Genomic DNA, 13,943 nt, shown 5'->3' with positions numbered 1-13,943 from the left:
GGCTGGCAGAGATGATCATCAACCATCCTTTGCTTGGACCGCGCGATGCGCAGGAATTTGTCTATCTGGGCGATGCTGCCCTGATCGACAGACCGGACTGGCAGGCGAGCGGCGCCGTGGATCGCTTCTATGAGTACCTTTACCTGCGCGACAATCCGGCCGGCATGCATCGAGAACTCTGGTTCCATGAGCAGGGCGACCGGAGTTGGTTGGTGGTCACCCGCAATACCGTCACTCACGAGATCACATCGGTAGAACTGGCGCGCGACGTCGCGCGATCGAGAGGACGCGGCAAATGAGCCAGGCTAACCGTCTTGAAGGTGGGTTGATCGACCGCTCCCGCGGCATGAGTTTCAGTTTCGACGCCAAGCGCTACACGGGCTTCGCAGGCGACACGCTGGCCTCGGCGCTGCTGGCCAATGGTGTGCGGCTGATGGGCCGTTCGTTCAAATATCATCGGCCGCGCGGCCCCCTGACAGCCGGTTCAGAGGAGCCGAACGCCTTGGTCGAGTTGCGCGACGGGGCATTCCGCGAACCCAACACACGCGCCACCGTGGCAGAGCTTTTCGAAGGCCTGTCCGCGACCAGCCAGAACCGCTGGCCTTCGCTCGCCTTCGATGCAATGGGTATCAACGATCTCCTGTCTCCCTTCTTCTCGGCCGGCTTCTACTACAAGACCTTCATGTGGCCGAGGGCCTTCTGGGAGAAGGTTTATGAGCCCCTGATCCGTCGCGCCGCTGGCCTGGGCCGGCTTTCGATGGAGCCGGATCCGGACGTCTACGACAAGGGCTTCCTCCATTGCGACCTGCTGGTAATCGGCGCTGGTCCCGCGGGGCTTGCGGCTGCGCTGACGGCCGGACGGGCGGGGGCTCGCGTGATCCTGGCGGACGAGGACTTCGCGATCGGCGGGCGGCTGAACAGCGAAACTTTCGTCGTTGGTGACGCAGCCGGTACCGATTGGGCGCGCGAGGCCCGCGCGGAGCTCGAAAGCATGCCCAACGTGCGGCTGATGACGCGAACCACGATCATAGGAGCGTTCGACCACGGTATTCATGGCGCGCTGGAGCGTGTCTCGGACCACCTGCCCCATCGCGGGCAAGGCAAACCCCGGCAGATTTTCTGGCGGATCTATTGCAAGCGCGCGCTGCTCAGCGCAGGTGCCGCCGAACGGCCCATCGCCTTCGCCAACAACGACCGGCCAGGCATCATGTTGGCCGGGGCCTTGCGCAGCTATGCAAATCGCTGGGCCGCCGCGCCTGCGCGGAAGGTCGCCGTTTTCACCAACAATGACGATGGCTTGCGCACCGCAGCGGACCTGATGGCCAGAGGTGTCGAGGTCGCCGCAGTAATCGATACCCGGGCCGATGGCGCCACAGTGACCGGCACCGAGCATTTCCGGGGCGCGCAGGTGATCGACACGAAGGGCCGCCTCGGGCTTGCCTCAATAACCGTCAGGCTTGCCACCGGCGAGACGAGGAACATTCCGTGCCAGGCGCTTGGCGTCTCGGGTGGGTGGAACCCGAATGTTCATTTGACCTGCCACCAGCGCGGGCGCCCGAACTGGGAGCCGTCGATCGCAGCCTTCGTGCCCGGCAGCTGCCCACCGGGCATGACCGTCGCAGGCTCGGCAAGCGGCCTCTTTTCGACAGCGGCAGCCCTCGCCTCGGGCGTGACGGCGGCATGCGAAGCGCTGGCCGCAACCGGCATCAAGGCTTTGCCTGCGGACATGCCGCAGGCCGAAGACCAACCGATCCGAATAGAGCCGTTCTGGCACGTTGGCAGCGCGAAGGGTCGGGCATGGATCGACCAGCAGAACGACGTCACCGTCAAGGACGTCAAGCTCGCGCACCAGGAAGGGTTCCGCTCGGTTGAGCACCTCAAGCGCTATACGACGCTCGGCATGGCCACAGACCAGGGCAAGACGTCCAATATGCTCGGTCTTGCCGTGATGGCGGAACTGACAGGGCAAAGCATTCCCGCGACCGGAACAACGATCTACCGCCCGCCCTACACGCCAGTGCCGATCGCCGCGCTCGCCGGCCGCTCCTGCGGCCGCGACTTTCGCCCGACCCGGTTGACGCCGAGCCACAAATGGGCGTCCGAGCAGGGCGCGGTATTTGTCGAGGCCGGAATGTGGCTCCGCACGCAATGGCTGCCACGTCCTGGTGAGATTCACTGGCGGCAGTCGGTCGACCGCGAGGTGCTCGCCACGCGCCAATCTGTCGGCATCTGCGACGTCACCACGCTCGGCAAGATCGACGTGCAGGGCCAGGACGCGGCCGAATTCCTCAATCGCATCTATGCCAACCCGTTCGGGAAGCTGGCGGTCGGCAAGGTGCGCTACGGCTTGATGCTGCGCGAGGACGGCATGGCCATGGATGACGGAACGACGGCTCGGCTGGCGCAGGATCACTTCGTCACGACGACCACGACAGCCAACGCGGTCGCCGTCTTCCGGCACATGGAGTTTTGCCGCCAGTGCCTGTGGCCGGATCTCGATGTGCAGATCATCTCGACCACGGAAGCCTGGGCGCAGTTCTCCGTCGCCGGGCCAAATGCACGCCGGCTTCTGCAGAAGATTGTCGATCCTCAACACGACATCTCAAACGAAGCGTTTCCCTATATGGCGTGCGGCGAGATCAGCGTGTGCGGCGGACTGCGGGCGCGATTGTTCCGCATATCGTTCTCGGGTGAGCTGGCTTACGAGATCGCCGTGCCGACACGATATGGCGATGCCCTGATCCGCGCCCTTGTCGACGCCGGCAAGGAGTTCGGCGCGGCCGTCTATGGAACTGAAGCGCTCGGCGTGATGCGCGTCGAAAAGGGCCATGCGGCCGGCAACGAGCTCAACGGAACCACGACCGCGCTCAATCTCGGCATGGCTGGCATGGTGTCCAAGAAGAAGGACGGCATCGGGTCCACCCTCTCCGAGCGCGAAGGGCTGAACCAGCCCGACGCATTGAACTTGGTCGGCTTCCGTCCCCTGGACGTCGCACGGCCACTGACGGCCGGATCGCATTTGATATCGGGTCGCGAGCGTGCGGAGGCCGCCAACGACCAGGGCTACATCACCTCGGTCGCGTATTCACCCAACCTCTGCCATTCGATCGGGCTCGGGTTCCTCAAGAACGGGGCTGCACGCAAAGGCGAGGTGCTGCGTGCCGTGAACCCGCTGAAGAATGAGGAGGTCGAGGTGGAGGTTGTGAGCCCGCACTTCATCGACCCGGAAGGAGAGCGCCTGCGTGCCTGAACATCGTCTGCATTCGACCACGCCGCTTGGAGGAACGACGCCGCGCGTCGATGAGCTGCCAGGATTCCGCATTGCCGAAAACATCGGCGTGGCGCTGGCTTCGATAGCATCCCGGCTGAACCGCCAGGCAGAGTTCGCCACTGCCGCCAAGCGCTTCTTCGGATTCGAAATGCCTGCACCCGGGAAGGTCTCGGGGAAGGCGCCCTACACGGCGGTCTGGACCGGTGTCGACCAGTGGTTCGTCGAAGCACCCTTCACCAGCCACGAGAACATCGCGCAAATCGTCAAGGATGGCTTTGGCGATAATGCTTCCGTCACCGAACAGACCGATGGCTGGGCCTGCTTTGACGTAGGAGGGCCAGCAGCGCCGGCCGTATTCGAGCGGCTGTGCGCGCTTGATGTCCATGCAATGGCCGGCGGCGCGGCGAGCCGCACAACAATCGAACATATCGGTTGCATCGTGATCTGCCGCGAAGCGCGCCTGCAGTTCAGCATCCTTGGCCCCCGCTCATCGGCAGCGTCATTGCACCATGCGCTGATGGCGGCGGCCCGATCCGTTGCTTGAGACTTCTCGAGCAATTCCAGGATAAGTATGAAACGGTTTTCCGTCCGGAATTGCGCCCAAACAAAAAGATAAAGCGGTTTGCCGTTTCCGTGAAACGGCGAACCGCTCTAGACGGCCGGAAGCGGCGTGTTGCCGCGCACGCGGAATCTGTTGATCGCCTTGCGATCCTCCTGCGGCGTCACGCCAAAAGTCTGGACATAGTGGCGGACCAGGGGCGTGGTGCTCGCATAGCCGACGGCCAGCGCGATATCGGTGATCGAATCGTTGGAATAAAGCGCTATCTGGCGCGCTTTCTTCATCCGCAGCAGACGGTAGTATTTGAGGGGGCTCTGTCCGGTGGAGCGCCTGAAGGAGCGATCCAGCTGCCGGGTGGACAGATCCACGGCCTTGGCGACGCGCGCTATCTGGATCGGATCCTCCACATGCTCGGCAAAGAGTCGTATCGCCTTGGCAACGGGCCGGGGCAGCATATCCTCGGTGCGGTCGCTTCGCAGCGCCGGGGTCCTCTGTTCCGCCTCCTCCCCGCGCACGAAAGGATGCTGGAACCAGCACGCGACTTCGGTCATGACCTCAGCGCCCAGCCGATCCTGGATCAGCTGCAGCATGAGGTCGAACACGGCCGTCGCGCCTGCCGCTGTGAGCCGTTGCCGGTCTACGCAGATGACTTTTTCGCTGGCCTGGACGTCTGGAAACTCGGCCTTGAACGCCGCCTCGTAGCACCAATGCACGGCACATTTGTGGTCAGCCATCAGACCGGTGCGCGCAAGTGGAAAAATGCCGCCGCTGAAGGCGCCGAGCCCCGTCCCATGACGGGCGAGCCTGCGTATCGCGGCGTTGCCGGTGCGAGCCGACTGGAAACGCCCGTTCGGCCCTGAGAGGAAATAGAGCTGATCGACGCCAGGCAGGTCCTGCAGCCCGATATCGGGGTCGAACCCGACGGCGGCGCTGGAAACGACGCGGCTTGCCGTCTCACCAACCACGGTCCACGAGAAAACGTCTCGTGCGACGATTTCGTTTGCCGCGCGCAACGGCTCAATGGCCGAGGTCAGGCACGCCATGGGGAAGCCTGGAAAGATCAGGAAGCCGAGATGCCTTTGCTCGTCACGCGGCCTTCGTTGCAGCAAGGCAGCCACTCCCACGTCTGTCCCCTGCCCTGTGTGCAGGGCTTGCTCAGTCGGCCCAGATACCTGGCGACGTCGGCGCACCGTCGTCATATTTCGACAGCCATTCCACGATCTTGGGCCGGTTGGTGACAAAGCCCTTGTAGGTCGCAAGCTCGGCCGGCAGGTCGCGGATGACGCGATGGAAACGCCTCGCCCATTTCGGCACCGTCACCAGTTCGTCGAGCTTGATGAGGTAGCAGCGGATCGGAAACACGAGGGCGTTCGAGCGAGGGAGACGGAAGAAGGTCTGAAGCTCGACGCGCAAATGCATCATTTGCCCCATATTCTCGAGCGTCAGGTCTTTCTTCATCACGCCCCATTTGTGGTAGTTTTCGGGGCTTGTATCGAGCAGGGGATTGACGGTCATCGTCCAGTTCAGACGGCGCGCCGGCGAGCCTTGCTGCACGTTCAGGAGAAACTTCAAGGCGCGCTGGAAGATGCCCATCTCGTGCGCTTTCGGCACTGGGGCGTGCCACTCGAAGAAGTTCATGCCGATGTCGAAATCCAGGCTCCAATCGGCCTGTGTCGTCACCATGCCGGCGTCCATCCACAGGTTCTCGTCGCGTTGGTCGAGCACCGCAAAATCGCCCTGGGTCTGCCGTGTGATGTACTCCATCGGGCCATACGGCAAAGTGGTCTCGTCGAGGAAGGTGAACTTCTGCTCGATGCCGAGCGGACGGTTGATCCAGTGCCATTTGGCGCCGTCGCGGTGCAGCTCGAAAAGCTCCGGATACTCTTCTGCCTTCGAGGTCATGATCAGCTCGAGCAGATCCCAGCCGGCCAGGGTCATGTGCGGCAGCGACTGGCAGCGCAACGGGTCTTCGGCAAGGACGCGAGCGCGGTCGCGCATCTCGGACACGTAATGCTCGTCGACGTCGAACGTCCGCTCGTAGACGCTGCCCGGGCGGTAGGACTTATGCGGCTCCAGGTTCACCGAGTACATGTAGCTGTCCTCGGGAAACGGGAAAGGGAAGCGCTTGACCGCCTCCGGCGAGTTGCGGAAGGTGAAGTCGTCGTGGAAGGTTTCTTCCTTGAAGATAACAGTCATCGCAGCGTCCTCCTCGCTATCGATCCAACACCAGCGTCCTGCCTTCGAAGCGCGACACGCAAGGCATGATCTTGGTGCCGCTGGCACATTGCGTCGGCGTCAGCCAATGGTCCTTGTGCAGGAACGTTCCCTCATGCTCGAGGACATCCGTCTCGCACTGGCCGCACGCTCCGCCGCGGCATAGATACGGTGCCTCGACGCCGGCTGCCTCGATCGCCTCCAGCAGGCTTTGATGCTCGCCAACCCGGATCAGCTTGTTCGACCGTGCCAGCATGACTTCGAACGGCTTGCCTGAGGCAGGCGCAAGGAATTCTTCGTGATGCACCGCCTCGCGCGGCCATCCGAGCGCCGTCGCGGTGTTGCGCACCCAGGCGATCATGCCTTTGGGTCCGCAGACATAGACGTGGGTGCCGAGCGGCTGGCCGTCGAGCAATGCCGGCAGGTCGATCTGCTCGCCCCGCTCGTCATGGTAAAGATGAACGCGGGATCGATGGTTGGCCACCAGCTCGTCCGCATAGGACGCGAGCGACGCGCTGCGCACGGAATAGTGGAGTTCGAAGTTGCCGTTCATGGCGCTGAGTTGTTTGATCTGGGCCAGGAACGGGGTGATGCCGATGCCTCCGGCGAGCAACAGGTGCTTTCGCGCCCGCAAATCCAGCGCGAACAGATTGACCGGGTTGGAGATGACCATCTCCATTCCCGGCCTCACCTGCCGGTGCATGAACAACGAACCGCCTCTCCCATTGTCGTCGCGGCGAATCGAGATCGAATAGGCCCCCCGGTCGCCCGGGTCGCTCATGATCGAATAGGGGTTGCGGCGCACGCGATCGCGGTCGTTCATTTCCACGACCGTATGGGCGCCGCCCGAGAAGGTAGGCATCGGGCCGCCATCACGGCGCACGAACTTGAATCGGGTGACAAGTTCGTTGACCGGTGTCACCTCGGCGACTGTCACGGGTATTTTTGCGGCACCTGCACTCATCTGAACCGCTCCACCGATTCGGGAATGTTGCCGGGATCTTCCGCATCGACGCGCACGCCCTGGAAGGCCGCAATGCGGCGTGAGTAGTGATCCCGCACGAACAGATGCAGCCCGCAATGGGCGCATTGGAAAGGATCGTGCGTCACCTCTTCGGTGATACCCTTGCAATGCACGCACTGCACGCGGCGCACGGTCGAGCCGCGGTGCTCCGTCTGGATCGCGGAATGTGGGACGCCCGCCTGCGTGACCTCCAACATCGCCTGCCCCATCAGTCCTTCGGTTCCCGCCAGGTAGACCTGCAGGCCCATATGCGCGCCCGCCAGGACCCGCCTCAGCCGCGGAAGCGCGGCATCGTAGCTCGGCCCGACATAGAGTTGGGCAGGGACAAGTTGCTGTAACCTGGCGACGAACCGGTCGCCGGATTTCTTGGGCAGATAAATGATGTGAGCCGCGGCGAAGAAATCCGCCGGCGCGGAGGCGGCCAAATCGAGGATCGCCTCGGCGCCTTCGGCGTCGGCGACCATCAGATGCAGCCGCCCCGGCCGTATCTCCAGCACGCCATAGACGGGGCGGCTTGGAATCGAGCCTTCTAACACTGACTTTGACCCTCGGCTCCGTTTTGGTTGGCTCTCACCGCAACTCATCCCTTCGCGGTGCGACGCTTCTTGTCCGCATCGAAGAATGGCATCGAATGAGCGACGCAGGGAATTTCGCCGGTCGAATTCTGAACCGTCATCTTCACGCCGTCGACCGCGCATTCCACGGGCATGCGGGCAATGCCGATGTTGTGCTCGTTGAGGCGGGAATACATGCCGATCGTCACCACGCCGACCTTTTTGCCGTCCTTGAGCAACGGCGCACCCTCCTCGGCCGGCGTCTTGCCTTCGAGCTTGACGCCATAGATCTTGAAGCGCTCCTTGCCCTTCAGGCGGTAATGTTCCTCGGCGCCGCGGAAGCCCACCTTGCCGGGCGAGACGGTGAAGTCGAGCCCGAGTTCCCACAGCGTGTCGCCGGGACCTTCGTTCTCGAAGGGATACTTCTCCGAATTGTCGTACGGGAAGAACAGCAGATAGCTTTCGGCCCTCAGCAGATCGAGCGTCGTGAACCGGCAAGGGATGATGCCCATGCCCGCTCCCTCCTCCAGGATCCGGTCCCAGATCGCAGGAGCGTCCTGGCCGCGGCAGAAAATCTCATAGCCGCGCTCGCCGGTGTAGCCAGTACGCGAGATCGTCACGGGCAGACCGAAAAGCGAGGTGTGCATATGGCTGAAGTAGTTCAGGTTCCGGATGCCTTCCACATGCTTCTGCAGGTAGTCGACGGCGAGCGGCCCTTGCAGCGACAGATCGTGCAGATTGTCGTCGAAACGGATGGCAACGTCGCGGCCCGTGGCCGCCATGGTCAGCTGTTCATGGGCTCCGCCCGAGCCGTGCACCACCATCCAGCTGTTCGGCCCCATGCGGTAGATCACGCAGTCGTCGATGAACTTGCCGGCGTCGTTCAGCATGGTCGCATAGACCGAACGGCCGGGCATGATCTTCTCGGCGTTGCGGGTAGTGGCGCGGTCGATGATGTGGGTGGCCGCAGGGCCGTTCAAATGCACCTTCTTCAAGCCGGAAACGTCCATGAGGCCGGCCTTGGTGCGGATCGCCAGGTACTCGCGCTCCGGATCGCCCGAATATTGCCAGGCGGTGCCCATGCCGCTCCAGTCTTCAAGCTTCGAACCAAGCGCGCGATGGCGGTCGCCGAGCGTGGAAAATCTCCAGGAATTGGTCATCTCGTTATCCCCATTTTGTCTCTGTTGTTGGCAACCAGTTTGGGAGAAACGATCGCGAAAATCAATAATGCTGTTAAAAATTTTTTCCTGTCAGCAAAATGTGGAACGGAAAGCGGCTGCAGCGGGGCCGGCTGTCGAACTGAACCACCGAAGGCGACCGCAAAGCGTGGAAAACGCGCCGCCAGACCCGGAGGTTCATCATCCCAACGAGCGAAATCTCCACAGGCATGGGCAGGAGTCGGCGCTTGCATGGATGCCGCAAAATACGGCAAAAGCGCGTCCTCGCGAAGATCGGGGGCCATCACGGTATTGTCGTCATGGCGCAGTTCTGATGAATTCCCGGCGGTCGCCAGGAAAGGAAGGTTGGGATGCCACCAAACCATGATGCGGCATTGGCTCTGATTGCGGATCACTCGATCGGCGCGACGGTGCGGGTGGTGGTGGATACGCTGTTGGCGCGCATACGCTCCCAGCAATACGCGGCCGACGAACGACTGCCTTCGGAGCGAACGCTGGCCAGCGAACTTGGCGTCGCCCGAAACACGGTTCGCGAAGCGCTCGACATACTCGAAACGCACGGCTTTATCCGCCGCCGGGCCGGAAGCGGCAGCTACGTCACGGGGCAGACAGGTCCGGACGATGCCGCGGGAGGCGTCGCTGCGGAGAGCAGTCCGCTCGACCTCCTCGTCATGCGCGGAATCATAGAACCCGAGATGATGCGGCTGGCCATCATCAACATGTCGCCGCGAGCCATCGAAGGCCTCGGCGAGATTCTGTCTGCGATGGAACTGGTTCAGACCGACGCGGCCCAGTTTGCCCGGCTCGAGGAAGAGTTTCACCGCCAGGTAGCCCGCGGAGCGGGCAACCCGTTGCTTGCGTCCTGCTATGACCTGTTGATCCAGGCGCGTCGCCAAGGCTTTCGCGCCGCGCTCAACCGGCGGCATCTGACACCTCGCCGGATCCAGGACTATCAACGACGCTACAATACGTTGCTCAACGCCATCATTGCGCGCGACATCGAGAGCGCGGTCGAATTTGCCAAGCTGCTTTTGATCGAAGAACAAAAGCTCCTCCTTCAGGAAGATTGAGCGTCGGCCATCGCGAGCCCCGCGGAAATCCGCAACTCGCTCGGCATGGAATGACGCTGATCCCACATCAGTCCAAGCGCGCGCAGTTCGTGCCGCAATCGGACCCCGTGACGCCGCAGCCAGTCCGGGATCGACCCGAAAGCCACAATTCGAGCCTGGCCGCCGGTGATACGCACCACCGGCCAATCACCGATAAGGGCATTGTCATTGCCGAACAGGTCCGAACCCGACCATTTGGCTATTCCAAAAGCGTGCTCGCCGAGACCGCCATGCTTCATTGCCGCGAGAACCGAGACCGGCGCTGCCGTTCCAGCCTTTTCGACCGCCGCATGCCAAAGGTCGAGCGTGGCCACATATTCCCATGAAACGGCTGTCCAGCTGTCTGGAAAGCGGCGGTTGTACTCATCGAAGAATTCGGCCGGCCGATTGAAGAAAAAGGCTTTGTCGCGGAGCTCTGGATCGTCGAAGTCCGGAAACTGGAACAGGAAACCCTCGACGAACTCGACGGATGTCCTCTCGGCCAGCCGACGATAGTTGTCCGCGGTGCAGGAAATGATCTGCCCCCGGAATCCCGCTCGGAAAGCAGCCACCGTCAATGCGTGAACCATCGGCTCGTAGCTCGTGCACCAACACAGGATGTCTGGTTCGCGGGTCAGCATCGCGCCGACTATTTCCTCGGCATTTGTCGCTTCCGGCGCATAGCGGACCTCCCCCACGGCCTCGATGCCCTCCGCGGCAAAGGCCGCCCGATAGGTCGCAAGCGAGGGCAACCCCAACGCATCCGTCTGGCTGCACATCGCCACGCGCCGCAGATCCGGGCGATTGCGTGCAAGCCACTCGACCGCCGTGACGTTGTAGAGTGGATGGATTTCGCTTGGGGCGATCAGATACGGCGTGTCCGGCGAAAGATCGCTTGGCAGCAGCGTCGAGGTCAGAACTTTCCGGGACATCAGATAATCCTGGATTGGACGGAACGTGTCGCCACCCAGCATCATCAGCAGCCCCACGCCCTGGTCCTGCACCAGGCGTCTGGCGCCTTCTGCCGCCCGTTCAGGGTCATAGCCACAATCCTCGGCAAGCAGCTGGACATTGTGGCGGGCTCCCCCGATCAGCATTCCTCCGGTGCGGTTGATCCAGTCCACCCAGATGCGACAGCCATTCAGTCCTGGTAGCCCCCATGAGCGAATTGGCCCCGTGAGCGGCCCGAGAAAACCTACCTTGACGGTCTGATGCGCCCCGACGCTCAGCCGTTTGGTTTGTGCGTTCACGGCAAGCCGTTGCGAGAAACTGGCCGGGCTCATTGGGCGCTTCTCCGGGCGCAGGCCCCACCCGGATCCCGGTTGCGGCAACCGATGCGAACGTGCAAATCGACTTTCCCTAAATGAATATTTGTTGACAAAGGCCGAAATTCGATCCTAACTGGTCTGAACCAAAAGAACCAATATCACAAACTGGTTTAAACCAATGGGAGAATTTAGCATGAGAAAGCGAATTGCAATCATTGGTGCCGGTCCGTCCGGCTTGGCTCAGTTGCGCGCCTTCGCGTCCGCAGCGCCGCAAACGGAGATTCCGGAGATTGTCTGCTTCGAAAAGCAGAAGAATTGGGGAGGGCTGTGGAACTACACCTGGCGCACAGGCCTGGACGAATTTGGCGAGCCGGTGCATGGCTCGATGTATCGCTATCTCTGGTCCAACGGCCCAAAGGAGGGGCTGGAATTCGCGGACTATACCTTCGAGGAGCACTTCGGCAAACAGATTGCTTCCTATCCGCCCCGGGCCGTGTTGTTCGATTATATCGAAGGGCGCGTGAAGAAGGCGGGCGTGCGTCCGTGGATACGCTTCTCCAGCGTCGTCAGGTATGTGAGCTGGGATGCGCGGACCCGCAAGTTCACCGTGCTTGTGCAAGATCTTCCCAATGACCGGTCCTACTCGGAAGAATTCGACCACGTGATCGTCGCGTCGGGCCACTTTTCAACGCCCAACGTGCCCGAATTCCCCGGGTTCGACACATTCAATGGTCGCATCCTGCATGCACACGACTTCCGCGACGCACGAGAATTTGTCGGCCAGGACATACTGATCGTCGGGACCAGCTACTCGGCCGAGGATATCGGTTCCCAGTGCTGGAAGTATGGTTGCAAGTCGGTCACCGTCAGCCATCGCACGCAGGCCATGGGCTTCAAGTGGCCGGCCAACTGGAAGGAGGTGCCTCTGCTGACCAAGGTCGAGGGCAATGTCGCAACCTTCAAGGACGGCTCGACCGCGACCGTCAATGCGATCATCCTCTGCACCGGATACAAGCACCATTTCCCGTTCATGGCGGACGAGTTGCGGCTGCGCACCGCCAACAGGTTGGCCACGGCCGATCTCTATAAGGGCGTCGTCTACGTCCACAACCCGGCGCTGTTTTATCTCGGCATGCAGGATCAGTGGTACACCTTCAACATGTTCGATGCGCAGGCCTGGTGGGTGCGCGACGTCGTCCTCGGCAGGATTAGCCTGCCTGCGTCCAAGAACGATCTGATCGCCGATGTCGAGAAGCGGGTCGCGGCCGAGGATGCCGGGAAGGACAGCTATGACGCGATCCGCTACCAAGGCAACTATATCAAGGAACTGATCGCCGAGACCGACTATCCAAGTTTCGATGTCGACGGCGCCGACGAGGCTTTCTTCCAGTGGAAGAAGCACAAGATCAAGGACATCATGGCGTTCCGCGACAACAGCTACCGATCGGTCATGACCGGTACCATGGCCCCGAAGCATCATACGCCGTGGAAAGATGCGCTCGATGATACGATGCAGAGTTATCTGCGCAACTGACGTGCATCGCGCTGCGACCCGTCCCGGAACTCCTCGAATCGTCACGCCATGACGTGCTCGCGCATAGTTCCGGGGAGAGGAGAAACGAGAACCACTCCCACGGTTCGGCGGTAGAGGGTGGCAAAGATGAGGAGGAAGCCTGGATGCTGACTGCACACACGGCGCACAGATCGTTTAGTTTCTATCTTTTGCCTGGCTTTTCGCTTCAAGCTTTCTCCTGCGCGATAGAAGTACTGCGGTTGGCCAATGACGCGGTCGGCAGGAACGTCTACGGCTGGCAGGTCGTATCGGAGGATGGTCAACCGGTCATGTCGAACTGCGGGCTGACTGTCAGCATCGACTCCAGCCTGAGAAATGAGCGGGAGAGAACCCAGAAATCGAACTTGACCTCGGCCGCCGTGATCTGCGGCGGCAGCTCGATCCCGCGCCCGGACAGGCAACTCGATGCGTGGCTAAGGGAATGCCGCATGCGCCGCATTCCCCTGATTTGCATCGGCAGCGGCACTGTCGTTGCTGCGCGGGCCGGACTGGCGGACGGGCGCCGTTGTGCAGTCCACTGGGAACAGCTTCCGCTGTTTTGCGAGCAGTTTCCGGGCGTAGAATCCACTCAAACGGCGTTTGAACACGACGGGGACCTGCATAGCTGCTCGGGTGGGGATGCGCCGTTCGACATGTTCTTGCACTTGGTCGAGCGCGACCATGGTTCGATCGTGGTCAATCGCATCTGTGAAAAGGCTATCGCCTTCCGCATGCGCTCGGCCGGAGACCGGCAACGCCTGCCGCTTCATTCGCGTGTCAAGCTCAACCACAAGGCGGTGATGAAGGTCATCGGCCTGATGGAGGCAAGCCTGGATGATCCGATGCCGGTCGACGAACTCGTGGCGTTGAGCGGAATATCGCGCCGGCAGATCGAAAGACTTTTCGAGAGGGAGCTGGGACGCTCGCCCAACCGATATTACCTGGAGCTTCGTCTGGAGCGCGGGCACCTGCTTCTTGTGAGCACAAATCTGCCGGTCGTGGAAGTTGCGGTGGCATGTGGGTTTATCTCGCCATCGCACTTCTCCAAGGTCTATCGCGAAGCCTACGGATGCGCTCCGCATCAAACACGATTGGCAGCCCGCGCGAGCGGGCGCAGCCATCGTATGAATCCGGCGCTGGGAGTGGATCACGGCGGGACGTCCCAACGAAGATTTTCAATGGCCGGATGAGGTTCGTTGCGGCTGCTTCAGGGATGCAATCAGGGGTGCTCGTCG

The 13,943-nt window shown here is 61.9% G+C and carries 13 protein-coding genes; 6 read left to right on the top strand and 7 right to left on the bottom strand.

Features of this window, described 5'->3' with window-relative positions; all coding sequences use genetic code 11:
- Nucleotides 1-11: 11 nt before the first annotated feature.
- The 3 genes from EJ074_RS22500 to EJ074_RS22490 are packed head-to-tail and all read left to right on the top strand — an operon-like array spanning nucleotide 12 to nucleotide 3,815.
- Nucleotides 12-299 (top strand): sarcosine oxidase subunit delta, encoded by a 288-nt coding sequence (locus EJ074_RS22500; protein ID WP_095804262.1) that lies wholly within the window; start codon nucleotides 12-14, stop codon nucleotides 297-299.
- Nucleotides 296-3,250 carry a sarcosine oxidase subunit alpha family protein gene (locus EJ074_RS22495; protein ID WP_095804263.1) on the top strand — a complete coding sequence of 985 codons (2,955 nt, stop codon included), beginning with the start codon at nucleotides 296-298 and terminating at the stop codon, nucleotides 3,248-3,250. Before EJ074_RS22500 ends, EJ074_RS22495 begins: the two co-directional genes overlap by 4 nt.
- A complete protein-coding gene (locus EJ074_RS22490; RefSeq protein WP_095804264.1) occupies nucleotides 3,243-3,815 on the top strand; it encodes a sarcosine oxidase subunit gamma in 573 nt (190 codons plus the stop codon). The genes EJ074_RS22495 and EJ074_RS22490 overlap by 8 nt, the downstream gene beginning before the upstream one ends.
- Before the next feature lie 107 nt (nucleotides 3,816-3,922).
- Here EJ074_RS22490 and EJ074_RS22485 read toward each other — a convergent pair whose 3' ends face one another.
- From EJ074_RS22485 to EJ074_RS22460, 6 genes are read right to left on the bottom strand one after another with little or no spacing between them, the layout of a single operon-like run.
- Nucleotides 3,923-5,029, bottom strand: coding sequence for a GlxA family transcriptional regulator (locus EJ074_RS22485; protein ID WP_095804265.1), 1,107 nt, complete (start codon nucleotides 5,027-5,029; stop codon nucleotides 3,923-3,925).
- A complete protein-coding gene (locus tag EJ074_RS22480) occupies nucleotides 4,986-6,026 on the bottom strand; it encodes a DUF3445 domain-containing protein (RefSeq protein WP_095804266.1) in 1,041 nt (346 codons plus the stop codon). The genes EJ074_RS22485 and EJ074_RS22480 overlap by 44 nt, the downstream gene beginning before the upstream one ends.
- Before the next feature lie 16 nt (nucleotides 6,027-6,042).
- Nucleotides 6,043-7,008, bottom strand: a complete 966-nt coding sequence (locus EJ074_RS22475) for a PDR/VanB family oxidoreductase (RefSeq protein ID WP_095804267.1) — start codon at nucleotides 7,006-7,008, stop codon at nucleotides 6,043-6,045.
- Nucleotides 7,005-7,652 carry a dimethylamine monooxygenase subunit DmmA family protein gene (locus EJ074_RS22470; RefSeq protein WP_095804268.1) on the bottom strand — a complete coding sequence of 216 codons (648 nt, stop codon included), beginning with the start codon at nucleotides 7,650-7,652 and terminating at the stop codon, nucleotides 7,005-7,007. The genes EJ074_RS22475 and EJ074_RS22470 overlap by 4 nt, the downstream gene beginning before the upstream one ends.
- A complete protein-coding gene (locus EJ074_RS22465) occupies nucleotides 7,649-8,782 on the bottom strand; it encodes an aminomethyltransferase family protein (RefSeq protein ID WP_129553802.1) in 1,134 nt (377 codons plus the stop codon). The genes EJ074_RS22470 and EJ074_RS22465 overlap by 4 nt, the downstream gene beginning before the upstream one ends.
- Nucleotides 8,779-9,195 (bottom strand): hypothetical protein, encoded by a 417-nt coding sequence (locus EJ074_RS22460; RefSeq protein WP_165349791.1) that lies wholly within the window; start codon nucleotides 9,193-9,195, stop codon nucleotides 8,779-8,781. Before EJ074_RS22460 ends, EJ074_RS22465 begins: the two co-directional genes overlap by 4 nt.
- A 24-nt stretch (nucleotides 9,196-9,219) precedes the next feature.
- On the opposite strand from EJ074_RS22460, the gene EJ074_RS22455 reads away from it, so the two are divergent.
- The gene (locus EJ074_RS22455) at nucleotides 9,220-9,870 is read left to right on the top strand and encodes an FCD domain-containing protein (RefSeq protein WP_207210049.1); all 651 of its coding nucleotides are present in this window, start codon (nucleotides 9,220-9,222) and stop codon (nucleotides 9,868-9,870) included.
- Here the strand turns inward: EJ074_RS22455 and EJ074_RS22450 are convergent.
- On the bottom strand, nucleotides 9,858-11,171 hold the full coding sequence (locus tag EJ074_RS22450) for an ABC transporter substrate-binding protein (RefSeq protein WP_095804271.1): 1,314 nt from the start codon (nucleotides 11,169-11,171) through the stop codon (nucleotides 9,858-9,860). The two genes, EJ074_RS22455 and EJ074_RS22450, sit on opposite strands and share 13 nt — an antisense overlap.
- Before the next feature lie 178 nt (nucleotides 11,172-11,349).
- Here EJ074_RS22450 and EJ074_RS22445 point away from each other — a divergent pair, with 178 nt between their 5' ends.
- Both EJ074_RS22445 and EJ074_RS22440 read left to right on the top strand, forming a co-directional pair.
- Nucleotides 11,350-12,690: an NAD(P)/FAD-dependent oxidoreductase gene (locus tag EJ074_RS22445; RefSeq protein WP_095804272.1), complete on the top strand. Its 1,341-nt coding sequence runs from the start codon at nucleotides 11,350-11,352 to the stop codon at nucleotides 12,688-12,690.
- Between the two features lie 143 nt (nucleotides 12,691-12,833).
- Nucleotides 12,834-13,898 carry a GlxA family transcriptional regulator gene (locus tag EJ074_RS22440; protein ID WP_095804894.1) on the top strand — a complete coding sequence of 355 codons (1,065 nt, stop codon included), beginning with the start codon at nucleotides 12,834-12,836 and terminating at the stop codon, nucleotides 13,896-13,898.
- Nucleotides 13,899-13,943 lie beyond the last annotated feature (45 nt).

Origin of the sequence: Mesorhizobium sp. M3A.F.Ca.ET.080.04.2.1, assembly GCF_003952525.1 — a bacterium.
In the GTDB taxonomy this organism is placed as follows: Bacteria; Pseudomonadota; Alphaproteobacteria; order Rhizobiales; family Rhizobiaceae; genus Mesorhizobium.
This window is presented reverse-complemented; position numbering and strand designations above follow the sequence as displayed.

Coding starts and splice junctions, on each gene's coding strand:
- EJ074_RS22500 (WP_095804262.1), top strand. CDS start 12: ATGATCATCAACCATCCTTTGCTTGGACCGCGCGATGCGCAGGAATTT.
- EJ074_RS22495 (WP_095804263.1), top strand. CDS start 296: ATGAGCCAGGCTAACCGTCTTGAAGGTGGGTTGATCGACCGCTCCCGC.
- EJ074_RS22485 (WP_095804265.1), bottom strand. CDS start 5,029: ATGACGACGGTGCGCCGACGTCGCCAGGTATCTGGGCCGACTGAGCAA.
- EJ074_RS22480 (WP_095804266.1), bottom strand. CDS start 6,026: ATGACTGTTATCTTCAAGGAAGAAACCTTCCACGACGACTTCACCTTC.
- EJ074_RS22475 (WP_095804267.1), bottom strand. CDS start 7,008: ATGAGTGCAGGTGCCGCAAAAATACCCGTGACAGTCGCCGAGGTGACA.
- EJ074_RS22470 (WP_095804268.1), bottom strand. CDS start 7,652: ATGAGTTGCGGTGAGAGCCAACCAAAACGGAGCCGAGGGTCAAAGTCA.
- EJ074_RS22465 (WP_129553802.1), bottom strand. CDS start 8,782: ATGACCAATTCCTGGAGATTTTCCACGCTCGGCGACCGCCATCGCGCG.
- EJ074_RS22450 (WP_095804271.1), bottom strand. CDS start 11,171: ATGAGCCCGGCCAGTTTCTCGCAACGGCTTGCCGTGAACGCACAAACC.
- EJ074_RS22445 (WP_095804272.1), top strand. CDS start 11,350: ATGAGAAAGCGAATTGCAATCATTGGTGCCGGTCCGTCCGGCTTGGCT.
- EJ074_RS22440 (WP_095804894.1), top strand. CDS start 12,834: ATGCTGACTGCACACACGGCGCACAGATCGTTTAGTTTCTATCTTTTG.